Annotated in this window: 16 protein-coding genes; 9 read left to right on the top strand and 7 right to left on the bottom strand. The window is 71.9% G+C overall.

The genetic code is table 11. The annotated features are described in order from the left end of the window. The 4 genes from SVTN_RS14715 to SVTN_RS14700 are packed head-to-tail and all read right to left on the bottom strand — an operon-like array spanning position 1 to position 4,091. Complete coding sequence (locus tag SVTN_RS14715; RefSeq protein ID WP_041129505.1) at positions 1-984, bottom strand: AAA family ATPase; 984 nt, start codon at positions 982-984, stop codon at positions 1-3. Next, on the bottom strand, positions 981-2,183 hold the full coding sequence (locus SVTN_RS14710) for a DUF4350 domain-containing protein (protein ID WP_041129504.1): 1,203 nt from the start codon (positions 2,181-2,183) through the stop codon (positions 981-983). Before SVTN_RS14710 ends, SVTN_RS14715 begins: the two co-directional genes overlap by 4 nt. Next, positions 2,180-2,872, bottom strand: coding sequence for a DUF4129 domain-containing protein (locus SVTN_RS14705; RefSeq protein ID WP_041129503.1), 693 nt, complete (start codon positions 2,870-2,872; stop codon positions 2,180-2,182). Before SVTN_RS14705 ends, SVTN_RS14710 begins: the two co-directional genes overlap by 4 nt. A gap of 4 nt (positions 2,873-2,876) precedes the next feature. Next, positions 2,877-4,091 (bottom strand): DUF7847 domain-containing protein, encoded by a 1,215-nt coding sequence (locus SVTN_RS14700; RefSeq protein WP_078908354.1) that lies wholly within the window; start codon positions 4,089-4,091, stop codon positions 2,877-2,879. A 330-nt stretch (positions 4,092-4,421) separates the two neighbouring features. Between SVTN_RS14700 and mtrA the strand changes: the two genes are divergently transcribed. The 6 genes from mtrA (at position 4,422) to SVTN_RS14665 (ending at position 11,878) form a co-directional block, all read left to right on the top strand. Then, entirely contained in the window at positions 4,422-5,099 is a 678-nt protein-coding gene (mtrA, locus tag SVTN_RS14690) for a two-component system response regulator MtrA (protein WP_010356958.1), read from the top strand. Position 5,100: 1 nt separating this feature from the next. Then, entirely contained in the window at positions 5,101-7,119 is a 2,019-nt protein-coding gene (mtrB, locus tag SVTN_RS14685; protein ID WP_078908353.1) for an MtrAB system histidine kinase MtrB, read from the top strand. A 91-nt stretch (positions 7,120-7,210) separates the two neighbouring features. Next, positions 7,211-8,974 (top strand): LpqB family beta-propeller domain-containing protein, encoded by a 1,764-nt coding sequence (locus SVTN_RS14680; protein WP_245727543.1) that lies wholly within the window; start codon positions 7,211-7,213, stop codon positions 8,972-8,974. Positions 8,975-9,130: 156 nt separating this feature from the next. Then, positions 9,131-9,934, top strand: a complete 804-nt coding sequence (locus SVTN_RS14675) for a ComF family protein (RefSeq protein WP_041129499.1) — start codon at positions 9,131-9,133, stop codon at positions 9,932-9,934. A gap of 294 nt (positions 9,935-10,228) precedes the next feature. Next, entirely contained in the window at positions 10,229-10,915 is a 687-nt protein-coding gene (hpf, locus tag SVTN_RS14670) for a ribosome hibernation-promoting factor, HPF/YfiA family (protein ID WP_041129498.1), read from the top strand. A 210-nt stretch (positions 10,916-11,125) separates the two neighbouring features. Next, complete coding sequence (locus tag SVTN_RS14665; protein WP_041129497.1) at positions 11,126-11,878, top strand: response regulator; 753 nt, start codon at positions 11,126-11,128, stop codon at positions 11,876-11,878. An 87-nt stretch (positions 11,879-11,965) separates the two neighbouring features. Here SVTN_RS14665 and SVTN_RS14660 read toward each other — a convergent pair whose 3' ends face one another. Then, a complete protein-coding gene (locus tag SVTN_RS14660) occupies positions 11,966-13,129 on the bottom strand; it encodes a winged helix-turn-helix domain-containing protein (RefSeq protein WP_041129496.1) in 1,164 nt (387 codons plus the stop codon). 39 nt (positions 13,130-13,168) lie between these two features. Continuing rightward, positions 13,169-13,744 carry a GNAT family N-acetyltransferase gene (locus SVTN_RS14655; protein WP_041129495.1) on the bottom strand — a complete coding sequence of 192 codons (576 nt, stop codon included), beginning with the start codon at positions 13,742-13,744 and terminating at the stop codon, positions 13,169-13,171. 239 nt (positions 13,745-13,983) lie between these two features. Here SVTN_RS14655 and secA point away from each other — a divergent pair, with 239 nt between their 5' ends. Further along, complete coding sequence (gene secA / locus SVTN_RS14650; RefSeq protein WP_041129494.1) at positions 13,984-16,791, top strand: preprotein translocase subunit SecA; 2,808 nt, start codon at positions 13,984-13,986, stop codon at positions 16,789-16,791. 148 nt (positions 16,792-16,939) lie between these two features. On the opposite strand, the gene SVTN_RS45520 is transcribed toward secA, so the two are convergent. Then, entirely contained in the window at positions 16,940-17,482 is a 543-nt protein-coding gene (locus SVTN_RS45520; protein ID WP_245727542.1) for an Rv3235 family protein, read from the bottom strand. Positions 17,483-17,757: 275 nt separating this feature from the next. Between SVTN_RS45520 and SVTN_RS14640 the strand changes: the two genes are divergently transcribed. Both SVTN_RS14640 and SVTN_RS14635 read left to right on the top strand, forming a co-directional pair. Beyond that, on the top strand, positions 17,758-18,264 hold the full coding sequence (locus SVTN_RS14640) for a DUF6912 family protein (RefSeq protein ID WP_041129493.1): 507 nt from the start codon (positions 17,758-17,760) through the stop codon (positions 18,262-18,264). Between the two features lie 36 nt (positions 18,265-18,300). After that, positions 18,301-18,957, top strand: a complete 657-nt coding sequence (locus SVTN_RS14635) for an HAD family hydrolase (protein ID WP_041129492.1) — start codon at positions 18,301-18,303, stop codon at positions 18,955-18,957. The last annotated feature ends 16 nt before the right edge of the window (positions 18,958-18,973 follow it).

Genomic DNA, 18,973 nt, shown 5'->3' with positions numbered 1-18,973 from the left:
TCAGCGGGGGACGGGGACGTGGGCGAGGATCGAGTTGATGACGGAGTCGGGGGTGACCCCCTCCATCTCGGCCTCGGGCCGCAGGTGGATGCGATGACGCAGGGTGGGGAGAGCGAGGGCCTTCACATCGTCCGGGGTGACGTAGTCCCGGCCGGTGAGCCAGGCCCAGGCGCGGGCGGTGGAGAGCAGGGCGGTGGCGCCTCGGGGAGAGACCCCGAGCGTGAGTGAGGGGGATTCACGCGTGGCACGGCAGATATCGACGACATAGCCGGCGATCTCGGCGGAGACCGAGACCTTGGCGACGGCGGCCCGGGCCGCTTCGAGCTCGGCGGGGCCCGCGACGGGGCGGACGCCGGCGGCCTTCAGGTCGCGCGGGTCGAAGCCGTCGGCGTGACGGGTGAGGACATGGATCTCGTCCGCGCGTGAGGGCAGAGGGACCGTCAGCTTGAGCAGGAATCGGTCCAGTTGGGCTTCGGGGAGCGGGTAGGTGCCCTCGTACTCGACGGGGTTCTGGGTCGCGGCGACCAGGAACGGCTCCGGGAGGGGGCGGGGGGTGCCGTCGACCGTGACCTGACGTTCCTCCATCGCCTCCAGGAGGGAGGACTGGGTCTTCGGGGGCGTGCGGTTGATCTCGTCGGCGAGCAGCAGGTTGGTGAAGACAGGGCCGGGCTGGAAGGAGAACTCGGCGGTGCGGGCGTCGTAGACCAGGGAGCCCGTGACGTCGCTCGGCATCAGGTCGGGGGTGAACTGGACGCGCTTGGTGTCGAGTTCGAGTGCGGCGGCCAGCGAGCGGACCAGGAGGGTCTTGGCGACTCCGGGGACGCCTTCGAGGAGGACGTGTCCCCGGCAGAGCAGGGCGACGACGAGACCGGTGACGGCGGGGTCCTGGCCGACCACGGCCTTCGCGATCTCGGTGCGCAGGGCCTCCAGGGAGGCTCGGGCGCTGTCCGATTCCGTGATGGTCTCGGGGGTCGGGGCGCTCATGAGGTGCGTACCTCTCTTTCGAGGGCGTCGAGTTGGTCCGCCAGGCGGATGAGGGTGGCGTCGTCGGCGGGAGCCGGGCCGAAGAGGAGGTTCCTGGGGTCCGCGGTGGTCTCGGGGAGACGGGCGGAGAGTGCGGGGAGGAGGCGGTCGGGGGAGTGGGCGTCCTGGACGGGGACGCCGAGCAGCGGGGCGATCCGGGTGCGGGTCGCGGTGCGCAGGACGGAGGCGGCGCGGTCGCGGGCGTTCGCCTTGCGGTAGAGGCGGGCGCGGCCCTCGGTGGCCTCGGAGGCGCGGAGGGCGACGGGGAGGCGCTCGGTGACCAGGGGGCCGAGGCGACGGCCGCGCCAGATGGCGGCGAGCAGGGCCGCGAGGGCGAGTTGGAGCGTGCCCCACAGCCAGCCGGAGGGGATGAGGGAGAGGAAGTTGCCCGTGGTGTCGTCTGACGGTGTGTCGGCGGCCGAGGTATCGGAGAGGGAGGGGAGGTACCAGACGAGATGGGGCCGGGAGCCGAGGAGTTGCAGGGCCAGCGAGGCGTTGCCCAGGTGGTCGAGGCGGGAGTTGTAGAGGATGTCGGGCGAACCGAGGAGGACGGTGTCACCGGGGGTGCCGGCGGCGGGGAGCCGGACGAGGGTCGGCAGGCCGTCGGAGTCGTAGCAGGCGTCGGCGATGGTGCCGGGGGAGGTCTCGTAGCGCTCGCCGCCGAGGTCGGCACTGCCGGCGCGGGTGGCGGCCGGCAGGGGGCAGGCGGGGGCGCGTTCCCTCACCGGGGCGCTCGGGGCGCTGGTGACGCCCGGGGCCAGGGTGCCGAGGGAGGCTTGGCCGGCGCCGATGAGGACCGTGCGGCCGATGGAGTTCTCCATCGCCGTATGGAGGGTGGACTGCTGAGCGTCCGTCAGCAGGTCGGGGGTGGTGACCAGGAGGGTGGTTCCGGTGTCCGTGGCCGCGGTGGCCTCGTCGAGGGTGGTGGCGAGGGTGACGGTGACGCCGCGGTCCTTGAGGAGTTCGGCGACGGCGCGGCTGCCGTGGGGGTCGGCGGAGCGCGGGTCGAGTGCGCCGTGGGCGTCGGTGGACCGGAACGTCGCGAGGACGAGGCCTCCGATCAGGACCAGGGCGAGGACGAGGACGGCGCCGCGGACGCGGGTCCACACCTGGCGGGCGGTGGGGGCGGTCGAGGTGGTGCCGGTGGCCGGGCGGCTCATGCGGGCGTCCCCGTGGAGGTGGTGTCGAGGGTGGGGCGGGTCCGCTCCAGGGCGGTGTCCAGTTCCTCGACGCGGCGGTACGCGGGCTCGTCGGCGGTGCGGCCGCCGTACGTGACGTCGTCGAAGGTGCGGGCCGCGAGGCGCAGGTCGTCCGCGTGGGAGGGGAGGGAGCGGCCGGCTTCGGCGGCCGCCTCGTCGGCGGTGCGGCCGGGGCGGGGTTCGAGGAGGGTGCGCTCCTCGAGGGAGCGGACGATGGCCCGCATCCGTTCCTGGACGGCCTCGTTCCAGCGGCCGGCGGAGGCGTGGCGGGCGGCGGCCGTCCGGTGGTCCCGGGCGGTGCGGGGGCCGTCGGAGAAGAGGGAGTCGCCGGTGGTGCCGGGTGCCCGGTGCGGGGTGCCGAGGCGCCACCAGAGGGCGGCGGCGAGGGCGGCCACGGCCAGGACGATGACGACGAGGCCGAGGACACCGCCCGGGGTGGCCCCCGAAGCGGCGCCGAAGAGGTCGTCGAGCCACTCCCAGAACCGGTTGAGGCCGCGCTGGAGGAGGTTCGGGTCGTTCTCGTGGTACCTCGGATCGGACAGCTCCCGCTCCGCCGCCTCGCGGGCGGGGACGCGGGAGATGTCCACCGGTACGTCGCCGTCGGCGCGCAGCCGTGCCAGTGCCGCGGCCGCTCCCCCCGTGACCGTCACCGCATCAGCCCCCGACGGTGTCGGTGTCCGGTGTGGCGCCGTAGCCGGGGAGGCCTGCGGCTCGGGCGAGTTCGAGGTCCAGGGCTTCGCGGCGGATGCGCTGGTCCACGTAGAGGAGGACGGTCACACCGGCGGAGATCGGGTAGGTGATCGCGCTGGTGATCACGCCGCCGATGCCCGTGATGATCAGGAACGGCCAGCCGTAGGTGTTGGAGGTGCCGGAGAGGAGGCCGGTGAAGCCGTCGCTGTCCGCCAGGAAGCCGATGATCATGAACGGGATCGAGACGATCATGGTGAAGACGAAGACCAGCAGCTGCGTGAGCACGGTGATGCCGAAGATCCGCCACCACGAGCCCTGCACCAGCTTCGCCGAGCGCTTCAGCGACTGGATGACACCCTGGCGCTCCAGCATCAGGGCGGGCGACGAGAGGCTGAAGCGGATCACCAGCCAGACGACCGCCACGATGGCGCCGAAGCTGCCGAGGAGGGCGAGGGCCACGCCCGGGGCGCCGCTGATCAGGAGCCCGGGGAGCAGGCCGACGAACACGATGGCGGCGGTCATCGCCGCGAGCAGCAGGGTCAGGCCGAGCAGCTGGAGCAGGCGGGGGCGGGCCTCCTGCCAGGCGGCGCCCAGCGAGACCGGGCGGCCGAGGATCGCGCGGCTGATGACGACGGTCAGCAGGGCGGCGCTCACGAGCGAGGCCATCATCGTCACGAGCAGCGCCGGGCCCAGGCCGATCAGGGAGGCCTGGGCGGAGTCGAGGGACTGTTCCAGCGCCTCGGCGGGCGTGGCGTCCGGGTTGAGCTCGGGGGGCGCCGGGACGAGGTACTTCTGGGCCAGGATGTTGGCGACCTGGGAGATCACCGCGACCGTGACCGTGATGGTGAGGACCGTGCGCCAGTAGGTGCGGAGGGTCTTCACCGCGCCGTCGAGGATCTCGCCCATGCCCAGCGGGCGCAGCGGGACGACTCCGGGCTTCGCGGCCGGAGGCCTGCCCCAGTTGACGTTCGGGGGCGGGGTTCCCCAGTTCTGGCCGGGGCCGGGGGGCGGAGTCCGGTCGGTCGGCGGGGACCACTGGCCGGCGGGCGGCTGGTCCTTAGACCACTGGGTGGCGGAGCCGTTCGCGTCGGCCGCGGAGGAGGGCCCGGGGGCCCCCGAGCCGTCCTGGCCGTCGGAGGGGGCGGATCCGGGCGAGGTCCAGCCCGGAGTGTCGTTCACGGTCGTCCACCTCGGATGAATGGTCGCGGTGCCGGATCGGCGAACCGGCTCGGTCACGGCGGCCGACACCTGACAGGGCGGCGGGCCGGGTGCCATCGTGCCACGCGGGGACCGCCCGTGGGCCGGAGCCGTGATCTCCTTCGTACCTTTGTCCGGACCTTCATTGTGCGAGCGGCAGGCGGCACACTGTGCGGATGCCCGATCTGGTCGCGCGAACCGCGCGCAGACGGGCCGAGCGGGCCGCCGACCACGAGATCAAGGCCCGGGCAGGGGGAGACGCTGTGGGACAGGTCACGGCAGGTAACGATTGGCTAATGGGATGATGTCGATATGAAGGGACGCGTTCTTGTCGTCGACGACGACACCGCACTGGCCGAGATGCTCGGCATCGTGCTGCGGGGTGAAGGGTTCGAGCCGTCGTTCGTCGCGGACGGTGACAAGGCGCTTGCCGCTTTCAGAGAGGCCAAGCCCGACCTGGTGCTCCTCGACCTGATGCTGCCCGGACGGGACGGCATCGAGGTGTGCAGGCTCATCCGGGCCGAGTCCGGGGTGCCGATCGTCATGCTCACGGCCAAGAGCGACACCGTCGACGTGGTCGTGGGCCTGGAGTCCGGCGCCGACGACTACATCGTGAAGCCGTTCAAGCCGAAGGAGCTCGTCGCCCGGATCCGGGCGCGGCTGCGGAGGTCCGAGGAGCCGGCTCCCGAGCAGCTCACCATCGGCGACCTGGTCATCGACGTGGCCGGGCACTCCGTGAAGCGGGACGGGCAGTCGATCGCGCTGACGCCGCTGGAGTTCGACCTGCTGGTCGCGCTCGCGCGCAAGCCGTGGCAGGTGTTCACGCGCGAGGTCCTCCTCGAGCAGGTGTGGGGTTACCGGCACGCGGCCGACACCCGCCTGGTGAACGTGCACGTCCAGCGGCTGCGCTCGAAGGTCGAGAAGGACCCCGAGCGCCCGGAGATCGTGGTGACCGTCCGCGGTGTCGGTTACAAGGCGGGGCCGAGCTGACATGACTGAAGGCAGTGCTGCTCCGAGGCCCGGGGACCCGGGAGTCCGTACGGGGCGGACTGCCGGACCGGGGCGGGGGGGCTCGCGATTCGGCCGTCTGCTGCACGGTGGACGGCTCTTCCGTGACGGGACGCGCGGCGGACCGGTCCTCCGGCTCTTCGCGCGCTGGGTCCGCCGGCCGCTGCTGCCCGCCGTGCGGCTGTGGCGGCGGAACATCCAGCTGCGGATCGTCGCGGGCACCCTGCTGATGTCCCTCGGAGTGGTGCTGCTGCTCGGCATCGTCGTCATCGGGCAGGTGCGCAACGGCCTGCTCGACGCCAAGGAGAAAGCCGCCCAGAGCCAGGCAGCCGGGGGGTTCTCCGCCGCCCAGGACCGGGCGGCGACCACTGCCTCGGCGCCCGGACAGCAGGACGGCGGACGGGCCGGCTCCTCCGTGAACTGGCGCTCCACCCTGGTCGAACAGCTCGCCAGCGGTGGCCAGAGCGCCTTCAACGTGGTCGCGCTCTCCCTCGACACCGGTGACACCGCGAGCCGCGGCGCCCGCGCCTCCGGCGAGGTCGACCCGACCACGAGCATCCCGGCGGACCTGCGGCACTGGGTCGCCCAGGGCACCGGGACCTTCCAGAAGTTCACGCGCATCCACTACACCAGCGGCAAGGCGTCCGAGCCGGGCCTGGTGATAGGCAAGCGGCTGAACGACGCCGAGGGCACCCAGTACGAGCTGTACTACCTCTTCCCGCTGGCCCAGGAGGAGGACTCCCTCACCCTGGTCAAGGGCACCCTGGCGACCGCCGGACTCTTCGTCGTCGTCCTGCTCGGAGCCATCGCCTGGCTCATGGTGCGCCAGGTCGTCACGCCCGTGCGGATGGCCGCCGGGATCGCCGAACGGCTCTCGGCCGGCCGCCTCCAGGAACGGATGAAGGTCACCGGCGAGGACGACATCGCGCGGCTCGGCGAGGCCTTCAACAAGATGGCCTCCAACCTCCAGCTCAAGATCCAGCAGCTGGAGGAGCTGTCGCGGATGCAGCGGCGCTTCGTCTCCGACGTCTCGCACGAGCTGCGCACCCCGCTGACCACGGTCCGGATGGCCGCCGACGTCATCCACGAGGCCCGCGTCGACTTCGACCCCATCACCGCCCGCTCCGCCGAACTCCTCGGCGACCAGCTCGACCGCTTCGAGTCGCTGCTCTCCGACCTCCTGGAGATCAGCCGCTTCGACGCGGGCGCGGCCGCCCTGGAGGCCGAGCCGATAGACCTGCGCCAGGTCGTCCGCCGGGTCATAGGCGGCGCCGAACCCCTCGCCGAGCGCAAGGGCACCCGGATCGTCGTCCTCGGCGACCAGCAGCCCGTCGTGGCCGAGGCGGACGCCCGCCGGGTCGAGCGGGTGCTGCGCAACCTCGTCGTCAACGCCGTCGAGCACGGCGAGGGCCGCGACGTCGTCGTGAAGCTCGCCGCCGCCGGGGGGGCCGTCGCCGTGGCCGTACGGGATTACGGCGTGGGTCTGAAGCCGGGCGAGGCGACCCGGGTCTTCAACCGGTTCTGGCGCGCCGACCCGGCACGCGCGCGTACGACCGGCGGCACCGGCCTCGGCCTGTCGATCGCCGTCGAGGACGCGCGGCTGCACGGCGGCTGGCTCCAGGCCTGGGGCGAGCCCGGCGGCGGTTCGCAGTTCCGGCTCACCCTGCCGCGCACCGCGGACGAGCCGCTGCGGGGCTCCCCGATCCCGCTGGAGCCCGAGGACTCCCGGCGCAACCGCGAGCAGGCGGCCGCCGGACGCGCCCAGGAGACCGGCCGGCTCGCCGCGGTCCCGGCGCAGCCCGCCGGGGACCGGGCCGTGCTCCCCGTACCGCCGAGGCTGCCCGCGCCGCCGCGGGCGACCGTCGACCCGACGGCGCTGCCCGGCAGCGGCGCCCGGGTCGTGGCGCGAGCGGCGACCGACGGCGACGGCGGCGGAGCGGGCACGGCGACGGCCGGTGGGAACGGGCAACTGGAGCAGGAGGACGGGACACGTGGGCGCTGACTCCCGAGCGGAGCACGCGGGGCGGGGACGGAGTACACGCGCGGTGGTGGTTGCCGCTTGCGGCGGGCTCCTGATGACCGGGTGCGCGACGATGCCCGACAGCGGGGACGTGTCGCCGGTGAAGGGGTCCAACACGGGCGACTCGCAGGTACGGGTCTACGCCGTCGCACCCCGCGAGAACGCGGACCCGGACGAGATCGTCGACGGCTTCCTCGAAGCCATGACCAGTGACGACCCCGGCTTCGCCACCGCCCGCACGTACCTCACGAAGAAGGCCGCGCGGAGCTGGAAGCCGGAGCAGAGCATCACCGTGCTCACCAACGCGCCCGGCCGCAGTCCGGCCGACCGCAACGCCGACCCCGACAACCAGGGGCGTGCCTTCCCGCTCTCCGGCCGCATGATCGCGACCGTGGACGACCGCCACGCCTACCAGCCGGTCAGCCCCACCGAGTACCTGCAGTCGATCCACGTCGTGCAGCAGCCGGCGGCGAACGGCAAGGGCAGGGAGTGGCGCATCGACAGCCTCCCGCCCGGCCTGATCCTCGGAGAGGCCGACTTCCTCCGCAACTACCGGTCGGTCAACAAGTACTACTTCGCCTCCGGGGAGGACTGGGTCGTCGCCGACCCCGTCTACATCCGGCAGCGGCAGGACCCCGTCACCCGGATGGATCCGGTGACGCAGACGGTCAAGGCGCTGCTCGAAGGGCCGACGAACTGGCTGAAGCCGGCCGTCGACTCGCAGTTCCCCTCCGGTACGGAGCTGAAGAGCGGCGTCACCACCCTGACCACGGACGACCAGTCCACGCTGCGGGTGCCGCTCAACCGCAAGGCGGACCGGGCCAGTGGTGAGGCGTGCCGGCGGATGGCGGCACAGCTGCTCTTCACGCTGCGCGACCTGACCTCCGTCAACGTCGAGCAGGTCGAGCTCCTGGGGTCGGGCGGGCAGTCGCTGTGCCGGCTGGGCCGGGGGCAGGCGGTCGAGTTCGCGGCGGTGCGGAACACCGACCGCGACGAGAACCCGTACTTCGTCGACGAGCACGGCAAGCTGATGATGCTCCTGGTCGGCGGCAAGGAGGCGAACGCGCCGCTCGAGGTGCCGGGGCCGTTCGGCAAGGGCACGGTGCCGCTCCGCTCGGTCGCCGTCGACCGGGGCGAGACCCGGGCCGCCGGGATCGGGCAGACCGGCCGCGAGCTGCTCGTCTCCTCCATCACCACCGAGCAGGACCCGCTGCCGCCGGTCCTGACCAGCAAGGCCGCCCGGCCCGCCGACCGGCTGTCCGCGCCCAGCTGGGACGGCAGGGGAGACCTGTGGGTCGCCGACCGCGACCCCGCCGCACCCCGGCTGTGGCTGGTGCCGGGCGGCACCGGCCATCCCGTCGAGGTCCACACGCCGTGGCTGGGGGACGACACCCGCATCGAGTCCCTGCGGGTCTCCGCGGACGGTGTACGGATCGCCCTGGTCGTCACGCGGGGCGAGCACACGACCCTGCAGATCGGCCGGATCCAGCGGGAGACGACGGGCGAGGAGCCGGTCGTCTCCGTCGAGTCCCTGCAGCCCGCCGCGCCCCGGATGGAGTCGGTCACGGCCGTCTCCTGGGCGGGGCCGAGCCGGCTCGTCGTGGTCGGCAAGGAGGCCGGCGGCGTCCAGCAGATCCGCTACCTCCAGACCGACGGCTCGACCTCGACGAGCTCGGTGCTCCCCGGTCTGAACGGGGTGACCTCGGTGGCCGCGCCGCACACGGACAAGTCGCCGGTGGTGGCCGACTCCGGCAACGACGGCATCGTCCGGCTGGCGCCGGGGACGAACTGGCAACCGATGGCCAAGAAGGGCTTCTCGCCGGTCTATCCCGGATAGCCGGTCTGTTCCGGATGGCCGGAGAGGACGTGTCGCGCCCCGGACGATGCCGGGGGCTCCCCGGGCGTACAGGGTGCACCTGACGTACTCCGGAGCCCCCGGCGGGGGTTTTCCACAGGGGTGGCCGGGAGGCGGCCGGAGGCGCACCCTGGAGCCATGCGGGGGTGGTGGCGCGAGATCGCCGGACTGGTGCTGCCGGTCGCCTGCGGAGGCTGCGGCAGACCGCGGACGGAGTTGTGTCCGGCCTGCGCCGACGCGCTCGCCGGGACGCGGCCGCGCAGGGTGCGGCCCGCGCCCGAGCCCGCCGGGCTGCCCGTGGTCCACGCCGCCGCGCCGTACGCCGACGCCGTACGGGAACTGCTCATCGCCCACAAGGAACGCGGGGCGCTCACGCTCGCCGGACCCCTGGGCGGCGCCCTCGCCGGGGCCGTGGAGGCCGCTGCCGGGCCAGGGGCGGGACCCGCGGACGGTCCGCTGCTCCTCGTACCGGTGCCGTCCTCGCGGCGATCCGTACGGGCGCGTGGCCATGATCCGACGCGGCGGATCGCGCTGGCCGCGGCGGCCCGGCTGCGGCGCGCGGGGAGGCCGGCGCGGGTCGTGCCCGTGCTGCGGCAGCGTCGGTACGTGGCGGACCAGGCGGGGCTCGGGGCGCGCGGGCGCCTCGCGAACCTGTCCGGGGCGCTGGAGGTCGTGCCGGGCGGCGCGCGGCTGCTGACGGCGGGAAGGGCGATTCTCGTGGACGACCTGATGACCACGGGCGCCTCGCTCGCGGAGGCGGCGCGCGCCCTCGGAGCCGTACACGTTCCGTTCATTCCTGGAATACCGCACGGCTTACCGGCCGGTTCGGCGCAGCACGGAATCGAACAGCGGGTGGCGGCTGTGATCGCATCCTCTCCCGCTTCGTTCGAAATAAACCGGAACTCGCCAGAAACTTGGATCGTTGCAGGTGGTGAGAGGTGAAAGCACTCGAGCGGAGGTATGTCGCGGTAGCGGGTGCCGACACCCGTCCGAAGGGGCTATGTTCGGTTGTGAGGAATGGCGAATGCCATCGCCTCACCGAATACATGGTTGCGCCTACAGGACAGGAGTTCAGGGCGAATTAACCTCTTGTCGATGGGGTGGGGATCTTGTCGACTGGGGAGGAGGAGGGCGAAGTCGCCAAGTCCGAGCTCCGGTAACCACCGGAGTCTGGTGCAAAGGGAGATGCCCGGCGGCCAAGGAGCCGATCCGGGCGATCCGGGAACGGAGTTCTGCGTGGACATCGTCGTCAAGGGCCGCAAGACCGAGGTGCCCGAGCGGTTCCGCAAGCACGTGGCCGAGAAGCTGAACCTGGAGAAGATCCAGAAGCTCGACGGCAAGGTGATCAGCCTCGACGTCGAGGTGTCCAAGGAGACCAACCCGCGGCAGGCCGACCGGTCCGACCGCGTGGAGATCACCGTCCATTCCCGAGGCCCGGTGATCCGGGCGGAAGCTGCGGCAGGCGACCCGTACGCAGCGCTCGACCTCGCCCACGGCAAGCTCGAGGCGCGACTGCGCAAGCAGCACGACAAGCGGTACACCCGCCGTGGCAGCGGCCGGTTGTCCGCGGCGGAGGTGGGAGACGTGGTGCCCGGCGCCGCCCAACTCAACGGAGACGGCCAACTGGCCGTGGACGAGACCGACAAGGTGCCCACCACGATGATGGGCTCCATCAAGGTCGAGGGCGAAGGCCCGCTCGTGGTCCGGGAGAAGACCCACCGGGCCGCACCGATGACGCTCGACCAGGCGCTCTACGAGATGGAGCTGGTCGGGCACGACTTCTACCTCTTCGTCGACTCCGACACGAAGCAGCCCAGTGTCGTCTACCGGCGGCACGCCTACGACTACGGCGTCATCCACCTGGAGAGCGACCCCCTCGCGGGTGAGGACCTCGGCGGCGCGGGCGGTGCGCTCGGCGGCTGACCGTCACCCCGGACCGCCCTCCGAACTGAGGTGTCCCTCTCGGTGCCCCTGGAGCGCACTTCGCGCCCCCAGGGGCACCCCCGTGCGTCTGCGGATCGCCCCGTCGTCGCCCGGGCATGAAACTATGGCGTGCACGCCAACCGGTGCCGAGCGGGCACGGGTTGGAGGACCGGAAACGAATTCAGGCCACGGCCTTCAGGGGGAGGAACGATGGCGGACAGCTTCGGGCCGGTGCTCAGCGGGCGCGAGCACGGTGGTCCGATCCCGGAGGGATCGGATTCGGACAGCGCTGCATTCCGCAAAGAGCCGATCCGGGTCCTCGTCGTGGACGACCATGCCCTCTTCCGCCGTGGGCTCGAGATCGTCCTCGCCCAGGAAGAGGACATCCAGGTCGTCGGCGAGGCCGGTGACGGCGCCGAGGCCGTCGACAAGGCCGCCGATCTGCTGCCCGACATCGTCCTGATGGACGTACGGATGCCCCGGCGCGGCGGCATCGAGGCGTGCACCTCCATCAAGGAGGTGGCACCCAGCGCGAAGATCATCATGCTGACGATCAGCGACGAGGAGGCCGACCTCTACGACGCGATCAAGGCGGGGGCCACCGGCTACCTCCTCAAGGAGATCTCCACCGACGAGGTCGCCACCGCGATCCGCGCGGTCGCGGACGGGCAGTCGCAGATCAGCCCCTCGATGGCGTCCAAGCTCCTCACCGAGTTCAAGTCGATGATCCAGCGCACCGACGAGCGCCGGCTCGTGCCCGCCCCCCGGCTGACCGACCGTGAGCTGGAGGTCCTCAAGCTCGTCGCGACCGGGATGAACAACCGGGACATCGCCAAGGAGCTGTTCATCTCCGAGAACACGGTGAAGAACCACGTCCGGAACATCCTGGAGAAGCTGCAACTGCACTCCCGGATGGAGGCCGTGGTCTACGCGATGCGGGAGAAGATCCTGGAGATCCGCTGACCCTCGGGCAAGGGCCTTGAGCAGCTCGGGCAGACCCTCAGGCCCTCAGGCGAGGGCCTTGAGCAGCTCGGGCAGACCCTCAGGCCCTCAGGCGAGGGCCTTGAGCAGCTCGGGCAGCAGTTCCGGGTGGTCCATCCGCTCCACCGCCACCGCGTCGCAGCCCACCCATTCGGCCGCCTCGCGCAGCGCCTTCGCCACCGCGGGCACGGCCTTGGGGCCGTCGAGGGAGACCTGCTTCGCCACCAGCGTCCTGCCCTCCCGCGCCGGGTCCACCCGGCCCACCAGGCGGCCCCCGGCGAGCACCGGCATCGCGAAGTAGCCGTGGATCCGCTTCTGCTTCGGCACGTACGCCTCCAGGCGGTGCGTGAAGCCGAAGATCCGCTCCGTGCGCGGCCGTTCCCAGATCAGAGAGTCGAACGGCGAGAGCAGCGTCGTCCGGTGCCGGCCGCGCGGCTCGGTGGCGAGCGCCGCCGGATCCGCCCACGCGGGCTTCCCCCAGCCCGCCACCGTCACCGGCACCAGACCCGAGGACTCCACCACCGCGTCGAACTGCTCGGCCTTGATCCGGTGGTAGTCGGCGATGTCCGCGCGCGTGCCCACGCCGAGGGCCTCGCCCGCCTGCCGCACCAGGCGCCGCACGCACTCGGCGTCGTCCAGCTCGTCATGGAGCAGGGCCTGCGGGATCGCCCGCTCGGCCAGGTCGTACACCCGCTTCCAGCCGCGCCGCTCCGTGACGACCACCTCGCCGTACATCAGGGCCCGCTCGACGGCGATCTTGCTGTCGGACCAGTCCCACCACTCGCCCTTGTTCTTCGCGCCGCCCAGTTCGGTGGCCGTCAGCGGCCCCTCGGCCCGCAGCTGGTCGATGACCTTGTCGTACGCCCCGGCCGACAGCTCGTGGCTCCAGTGCGGGCGGTCGCGGTAGGCGCGCCGGCGGAAGGCGAAGTGCGGCCACTCCTCGACGGGCAGGATGCAGGCGGCGTGCGACCAGTACTCGAAGGCGTGAGCCTCGGTCCAGTACGCGTTCTCCACGGTCGGGCGGCCCACGGCGCCCAGGCGGGCGTACGGAATGAGCTCGTGCGAGCGGGCCAGGACCGAGATGGTGTCCAGCTGGACCTGGCCGAGCGACCGGAGGACCCCGCGGACCCCGGCCCTGCGGTCGGGCGCGCCCAGGAACCCCTGGGCGCGCAGGGCGAGCCTGCGGGCTTCGTCGGCGGACAGTTCGGCGGCGGGGCGCGGCGCAGTCGTCATGCACCGCACCCTAGGTCCCGGCACTGACAACGGGAGCGCTCAGGCGGCGGGGGCCGGGAGGTACGGCAGGGGGCTCGGCAGGCCGAAGTCGGACGGGAGCAGGGCGCCGACCCAGGCGTCCCGGAGCGTGCCCTTGTTGGCCAGGGCGGCGCGCTGCACGCCCTCGACGACGAAGCCGACCCGCTCGGCCACCGCGCGCGAGCCGGTGTTGCCGACCTCGGCGCGCCAGATCAGGCGGGTGCAGCCGAGCCCGGTGAAGGCCCAGTGGGCGAGGGCGCGGACGATCTCGGTCATGTGGCCGGCGCCGCGGTGCTCCTTCGCCAGCCAGTAGCCGACCTCCCAGACGCCCGCGCCGCGACTGGACAGGGTGGCCGCGGCGAACAGCGGGCCGCCCTCCACGGGCTCCACGACGAAGGTGTACTCGGTGTCCTCGCGCCAGCCGTCCGGGACCAGCCGGTCCGCGAAGAACTCCGCGTCCTCGCGCTTGTAGGGGTCGGGGACGGTCGTCCATCGGCGGATGTCGGGGTCCTGGCAGATCGCGTACACCGCGTCGACGTCCTCGGTGACGGGGATCCGCAGTCGCAGCCGGTCGGTGGTGAGGGTGATCGGTTCCATGCCGGGATTGTGCTGACCTCGCGGATCGGAAGCGAACACTTTTCGGATGGGGCGGCACCTTCCGCCCACCTCGTGCGTTCTCCATACGGGCGGACGTACGGCTCCGGCACTGCGGGCCTCCCTCTGCACGGGCGGTCTCGCTTACGATGGCCGTTACGGTGGGGACCACCTGCCGTGCCCGCGCTCGCGTCCATCACAAGACCCAGTGCCAGGCCCGACCGGCAAGGAGACCAGCCTCAGTGTCCGTCTTCAACAAGCTCATGCGTGCAGGCGAAGGCAAGATCCTGCGCAAACTGCACCGCATCGCGGACCAGGTCAACTCCATCGAAGAGGACTTCGTCAACCTCTCCGACGCCGACCTGCGGGCGCTCACCGAGGAGTACAAGCAGCGGTACGCCGACGGCGAGAGCCTCGACGACCTGATGCCGGAGGCCTTCGCGACCGTCCGCGAGGCCGCCAAGCGCGTCCTCGGCCAGCGCCACTACGACGTGCAGATCATGGGCGGCGCCGCCCTCCACCTCGGTCACGTCGCCGAGATGAAGACCGGTGAGGGAAAGACCCTCGTCGGCACCCTCCCGGCGTACCTCAACGCGCTCTCCGGCAAGGGCGTGCACCTGATCACGGTCAACGACTACCTGGCCGAGCGCGACTCCGAGCTGATGGGCCGCGTCCACAAGTTCCTCGGCCTGACCGTCGGCTGCATCCTGGCCAACATGACGCCGGCCCAGCGCCGTGAGCAGTACGCCTGCGACATCACGTACGGCACGAACAACGAGTTCGGCTTCGACTACCTGCGCGACAACATGGCGTGGTCCCAGGACGAGCTCGTCCAGCGCGGCCACAACTACGCCTGTGTCGACGAGGTCGACTCCATCCTCGTCGACGAGGCCCGTACGCCGCTGATCATCTCCGGCCCCGCCGACCAGGCGACCAAGTGGTACGGCGACTTCGCCAAGCTCGTCACCCGGCTGAGCAAGGGCGAGCCCGGCAACCCGCTGAAGGGCATCGAGGAGACCGGCGACTACGAGGTCGACGAGAAGAAGCGCACCGTCGCCATCCACGAGGCGGGCGTCGCCAAGGTCGAGGACTGGCTGGGCATCGACAACCTCTACGAGTCGGTGAACACCCCGCTCGTCGGCTACCTGAACAACGCCATCAAGGCGAAGGAACTGTTCAAGAAGGACAAGGACTACGTCGTCATGGACGGCGAAGTCATGATCGTCGACGAGCACACCGGCCGTATCCTCGCCGGCCGCCGCTACAACGAGGGCATGCACCAGGCGATCGAGGCGAAGGAAGGGGTGCAGATCAAGGACGAGAACCAGACCCTCGCCACGATCACCCTCCAGAACTTCTTCCGCCTCTACGACAAGCTCTCCGGCATGACCGGTACGGCCATGACCGAGGCCGCCGAGTTCCACCAGATCTACAAGCTCGGCGTCGTCCCGATCCCGACGAACAAGCCGATGCAGCGCAAGGACCAGTCCGACCTGATCTACCGGACCGAGGTCGCCAAGTTCGCCGCCGTCGTCGACGACATCGCGGAGAAGCACGAGAAGGGCCAGCCGGTCCTCGTCGGCACGACCTCCGTCGAGAAGTCCGAGTACCTCTCGCAGCAGCTCGCCAAGCGCGGCATCCCGCACGAGGTCCTCAACGCCAAGCACCACGAGCGCGAGGCCACGATCGTCGCCCAGGCCGGCCGCCGCGGCGCCGTCACCGTCGCCACGAACATGGCCGGTCGCGGTACGGACATCAAGCTCGGCGGCAACCCGGACGACCTCGCCGAGGCCGAGCTGCGCCAGGCGGGCCTGGACCCGGTCGAGCACGTCGAGGAGTGGGCCGCGGCCCTGCCCGGCGCCCTGGAGCGTGCCGAGAAGGCCGTGAAGGCGGAGTTCGAGGAGGTCAAGGAGCTCGGCGGTCTGTACGTCCTCGGCACCGAGCGCCACGAGTCGCGCCGCATCGACAACCAGCTGCGCGGTCGCTCCGGCCGTCAGGGCGACCCCGGCGAGTCCCGCTTCTACCTCTCGCTCGGCGACGACCTGATGCGCCTGTTCAAGGCGCAGATGGTCGAGCGCGTGATGGCCATGGCCAACGTGCCGGACGACGTGCCGATCGAGAACAAGATGGTCACCCGCGCCATCGCCTCCGCCCAGTCCCAGGTCGAGACCCAGAACTTCGAGACCCGTAAGAACGTCCTGAAGTACGACGAGGTCCTCAACCGGCAGCGCGAGGTCATCTACGGCGAGCGCCGCCGCGTCCTGGAGGGCGAGGACCTGCACGAGCAGGTCCGGCACTTCATGGACGACACGATCGACGACTACATCCGCCAGGAGACCGCCGAGGGCTTCGCGGAGGAGTGGGACCTCGACCGCCTGTGGAACGCCTTCAAGCAGCTCTACCCGGTGAAGGTCACCGTGGAGGAGCTGGAGGACGCGGCCGGTGACCGGGCGGGCATCACCGCCGAGTTCATCGCCGAGTCCATCAAGGACGACATCCACGAGCAGTACGACGCGCGCGAGAAGCAGCTCGGCTCGGACATCATGCGCGAGCTGGAGCGGCGCGTGGTCCTCTCCGTCCTCGACCGCAAGTGGCGCGAGCACCTCTACGAGATGGACTACCTCCAGGAGGGCATCGGCCTGCGCGCCATGGCGCAGAAGGACCCGCTGGTCGAGTACCAGCGCGAGGGCTTCGACATGTTCACCGCCATGATGGAGGGCATCAAGGAGGAGTCCGTCGGCTACCTGTTCAACCTGGAGGTCCAGGTCGAGCAGCAGGTCGAGGAGGTCCCGGTGCAGGCGTCCGCTCCCTCGCTCACGAAGGAGGACGCCGTTCCCGCGGGTGCCGGGCGTCCGGAGATCCGCGCCAAGGGGCTCGACGCCCCGCAGCGGCCGGACCGGCTGCACTTCTCCGCGCCGACCGTGGACGGGGACGGCGGTGTCGTCGAGGGCGACTTCGCCGACGACGGGGACGCCGGCGACGGGCTGACGCGTGCGGAGCGGCGCAAGGCGCAGAAGAACGCGAGCGGCGGGCGTCGCCGCAAGAAGTGACGCTTTGAGCAGTCGCTCTGAGCAGTCGTTCTGAGCAGTGCGGAGGGGTCGGTCGCCGGGTGGCGGCCGGCCCCTTCGGCGTGGGTGCGGTCGCCCAGTTGCGGCCGGTCCCTTCGGCGTGGTCGCCCGATGGTGGCCGGCCCCTTCGTCATGGGTGGCGGGCGGCCGCGCCGAGGCCGTCCAGTTCCACGGCGGCGCAGCGCCAACGCTGGTCCTCGCCGCGCTCCAGGCGGAAGGCCATGGCCCGTACGCGGGCGCCCGTCGCGATGGTCGCGAAGGCCTCGATCGCCGAGTGGGGGGCGTGCACCTGGATCGAGCAGCGGCGCAGGACCGGGCGCGGGCCGTGGGAGCGCAGGGGTGTCTCCGGGGCCAGCCGGACGAGCTGCTCGTACGCGTCTCCGACGGTGTGGCCGAGCATCCAGTGGACGGGCCGCTCCCCGCTGAGCACGGCGAGCAGGCGCTCGGCGAAGACGGTGTGCGGCGGGAGCGTGCGGGGCGCCGCGGTGCGGGGCGGGCCGGCCTGGGCCGGGGTACGGGGTGGGCCGGCCTGGGCGGGGGTGCGGGGGCGGGTGCCGGCGGAACCGCGCGGGCGGGCCCCGGCGGCCCCACGCGGGCGCGTGCCGGCCGGTCCGCCGGTGGCCGTGCGGGGGCGGGGGAGCGGGGAGGGCGTGGTGATGAGCGTGGCGTCCATGGCGAGCCCCTGTCGTTGCGTAACCGAGTGGTACCAGTCGGTAACTTCCGTTGGGGATCTTGTACGGGGGGACTCCGGGGCCCCGCAAGGAGGCCGCCGCGGCCGGGCGGTCCCGAAAACGGATCACCTATCAGGGTGACGCGGTCGGAAACCGGCTCTCCGGCGGCTCGGCGAGCGGCCTTCCGCGGTGGACGGACGGCTGCTCCGGCCCGCCGCCCCGAAGGGGGACTCCGCACGTATCCTGAGGGCCTCTCCGTCTACGAAAGCGGCCTGCCATGCGCGTCTACGTCCCCCTGACCCTCCCCGGTCTCGCACAGGCGCACAAGGCGGGCGAGCTGGGCCCCGGTCCGCTGACCGCCTACGCCGTCACCCCCGCGCTGCGCGAGTGGTACGTCTCCGACGACATCGAGGAGCTGGAGTACGCGGCGCTCAACCGGGCCGCGTCCGCCTCCCTGCGACTCCTCGCCGGCGATCCCGAGGCGCCCCGGCGCAGGGTCGTCGTCGCCGTCGACGTGGCCGACAAGGACGCGACCGTCGACCCCGACCGCGGGCTCGACGCCGGCTCCATCGGCGAGGTCCGCATCGCCGGAGCCGTACCCCTGGCCAAGGCGGCCGCCGTGCACGCCGACGCGGACGACGCCGAGGCGGACGTCACGGCGGCGGCGGACGCGCTGGGCGCGGCGGACCAGGGCGACGACGACGCGCAGTTCGTCGTGGACGGGGCCGAGGACCACGAGCTGCTGTGGTTCGGGGTGCAGGAGATCCCGGGTCTCCTGGGCTGACGTCCCTGTCGGTGGGGCCAGGTACCGTCTCTGTCCATGGGGAAGCACGGAAAACACCTGGTCTGGGACTGGAACGGCACACTGCTCGACGACATCGGCGCGGTCATCGGGGCGACGAACGCGGCCTTCGCGGAGCTGGGGCTCGAAGAGATCACGCTCGAGCGGTACCGCGAGCTGTACACGGTGCCGGTGCCGAAGTTCTACGAGCGGCTGATGGGGCGGCTGCCCACGGACGAGGAGTGGACCCTCATGGACGGGACCTTCCACCGGCACTACTGGGCGCGGGCCGAGTCCTGCACGCTCACCGCCGGGGCGGCGGAGCTGCTGGCCGCGCGGCAGGAGTCCGGGTTCACGCAGTCGCTGCTGTCGCTCGCGCCGCACGCCGATCTCGTGCCGCTCGTTGCGCGGTACGGGATCGCCGAGCGGTTCCTCCGGGTGGACGGGCGCGTCGATGCGTCGACGGACGGGAAGTCGGGGCACATGGTGCGGCACCTGGCCGCGCTGGGCGTTTCGGCGGAACGGGTCGTGGTCATCGGGGACGCCGCCGATGACGCGATCGCGGCGGCGCATGTGGGGGCGCGGGCCGTGCTTTATACCGGGGGCTCGCACAGCCGGGCCTCGCTCGCGAGGGTCGGGGTGCCGGTGGTCGACTCGCTGGCCGAGGCCGTCGCCGTCGCGGAGGAGCTGGTCTGACGGCTTCCGTCCGGTG

The organism is Streptomyces vietnamensis (assembly GCF_000830005.1).
Taxonomy (GTDB): Bacteria; Actinomycetota; Actinomycetes; order Streptomycetales; family Streptomycetaceae; genus Streptomyces; species Streptomyces vietnamensis.
The sequence above is the reverse complement of the archived record's forward strand: the minus strand, read 5'-3'. Positions and strand labels throughout refer to the sequence as shown.

What these genes read in the sequence shown, in the direction of transcription:
- SVTN_RS14665 (WP_041129497.1), top strand. Translation starts at nt 11,126, where the DNA reads ATGGCGGACAGCTTCGGGCCGGTGCTCAGCGGGCGCGAGCACGGTGGT.
- SVTN_RS14710 (WP_041129504.1), bottom strand. Translation starts at nt 2,183, where the DNA reads ATGAGCCGCCCGGCCACCGGCACCACCTCGACCGCCCCCACCGCCCGC.
- SVTN_RS14640 (WP_041129493.1), top strand. Translation starts at nt 17,758, where the DNA reads ATGCGCGTCTACGTCCCCCTGACCCTCCCCGGTCTCGCACAGGCGCAC.
- SVTN_RS14660 (WP_041129496.1), bottom strand. Translation starts at nt 13,129, where the DNA reads ATGACGACTGCGCCGCGCCCCGCCGCCGAACTGTCCGCCGACGAAGCC.
- SVTN_RS14675 (WP_041129499.1), top strand. Translation starts at nt 9,131, where the DNA reads ATGCGGGGGTGGTGGCGCGAGATCGCCGGACTGGTGCTGCCGGTCGCC.
- mtrA (WP_010356958.1), top strand. Translation starts at nt 4,422, where the DNA reads ATGAAGGGACGCGTTCTTGTCGTCGACGACGACACCGCACTGGCCGAG.
- SVTN_RS45520 (WP_245727542.1), bottom strand. Translation starts at nt 17,482, where the DNA reads ATGGACGCCACGCTCATCACCACGCCCTCCCCGCTCCCCCGCCCCCGC.
- mtrB (WP_078908353.1), top strand. Translation starts at nt 5,101, where the DNA reads ATGACTGAAGGCAGTGCTGCTCCGAGGCCCGGGGACCCGGGAGTCCGT.
- SVTN_RS14715 (WP_041129505.1), bottom strand. Translation starts at nt 984, where the DNA reads ATGAGCGCCCCGACCCCCGAGACCATCACGGAATCGGACAGCGCCCGA.
- SVTN_RS14655 (WP_041129495.1), bottom strand. Translation starts at nt 13,744, where the DNA reads ATGGAACCGATCACCCTCACCACCGACCGGCTGCGACTGCGGATCCCC.
- SVTN_RS14680 (WP_245727543.1), top strand. Translation starts at nt 7,211, where the DNA reads ATGCCCGACAGCGGGGACGTGTCGCCGGTGAAGGGGTCCAACACGGGC.
- SVTN_RS14635 (WP_041129492.1), top strand. Translation starts at nt 18,301, where the DNA reads ATGGGGAAGCACGGAAAACACCTGGTCTGGGACTGGAACGGCACACTG.